Source organism: Thioclava sp. UBA3469 (genome assembly GCF_002378135.1).
Classification (GTDB): domain Bacteria; phylum Pseudomonadota; class Alphaproteobacteria; order Rhodobacterales; family Rhodobacteraceae; genus Thioclava; species Thioclava sediminum.
In genome coordinates this window covers 2,002-2,565 of record NZ_DFRG01000242.1, presented here as the reverse complement: position 1 = coordinate 2,565, position 564 = coordinate 2,002, and the positions used below count along the sequence as shown (strand labels likewise).

1 protein-coding gene is annotated in these 564 nt (G+C 66.3%); it reads left to right on the top strand.

Going from position 1 to position 564, the window contains the following annotated elements:
- Positions 1–490 (top strand): 3-dehydroquinate synthase family protein (locus B3D39_RS17505; protein ID WP_422664305.1); only part of this gene is annotated, 490 nt, incomplete at its 5' end.
- Between the last annotated feature and the right edge of the window lie 74 nt (positions 491–564).

The following is a 564-nucleotide window of genomic DNA, read 5'->3' as shown; positions in this document are numbered from 1 at the left end:
GATGGCGGCGGGCGATATGGAAAAGCGCCTGCATGCGGTGAAACGCTCAGTCGAGATGAAAGCCGAGATCGTGGCCCGCGACGAGACGGAGGAGGGCGACCGCGCGCTTCTCAACTTCGGTCACACCTTCTGCCACGCGCTGGAGGCCGCGACCGGCTATTCCGACCGGCTCCTGCATGGCGAGGGCGTGGCGATCGGCTGCGCGATGGCCTTCGAGCTGAGCCAGCGCCTCGGCCTGTGCTCGCAAGAGGCCCCGAGCCGCGTGCGCGCCCATCTGCGCGACATGGGAATGAAGACCGATCTGGCCGATATCGAGGGCGAACTGCCGGGCCGCGACGCGCTGATCGACCTGATGGCGCAGGACAAGAAAGTGCTCGACGGCAAACTGCGCTTCATCCTCGCGCGCGGCATCGGAGAGGCTTTCGTGACCTCGGATGTGCCGCGCGATGTGCTGGCAGGCGTGCTCGACGACGCGCTCGCCGCGCGGTAAGCCGATTTCCCAGTTGCGAGCCGCGCGCTCCTTCTTTATACGCCGCTTCAGGCACCCATAGCTCAGCTGGATAG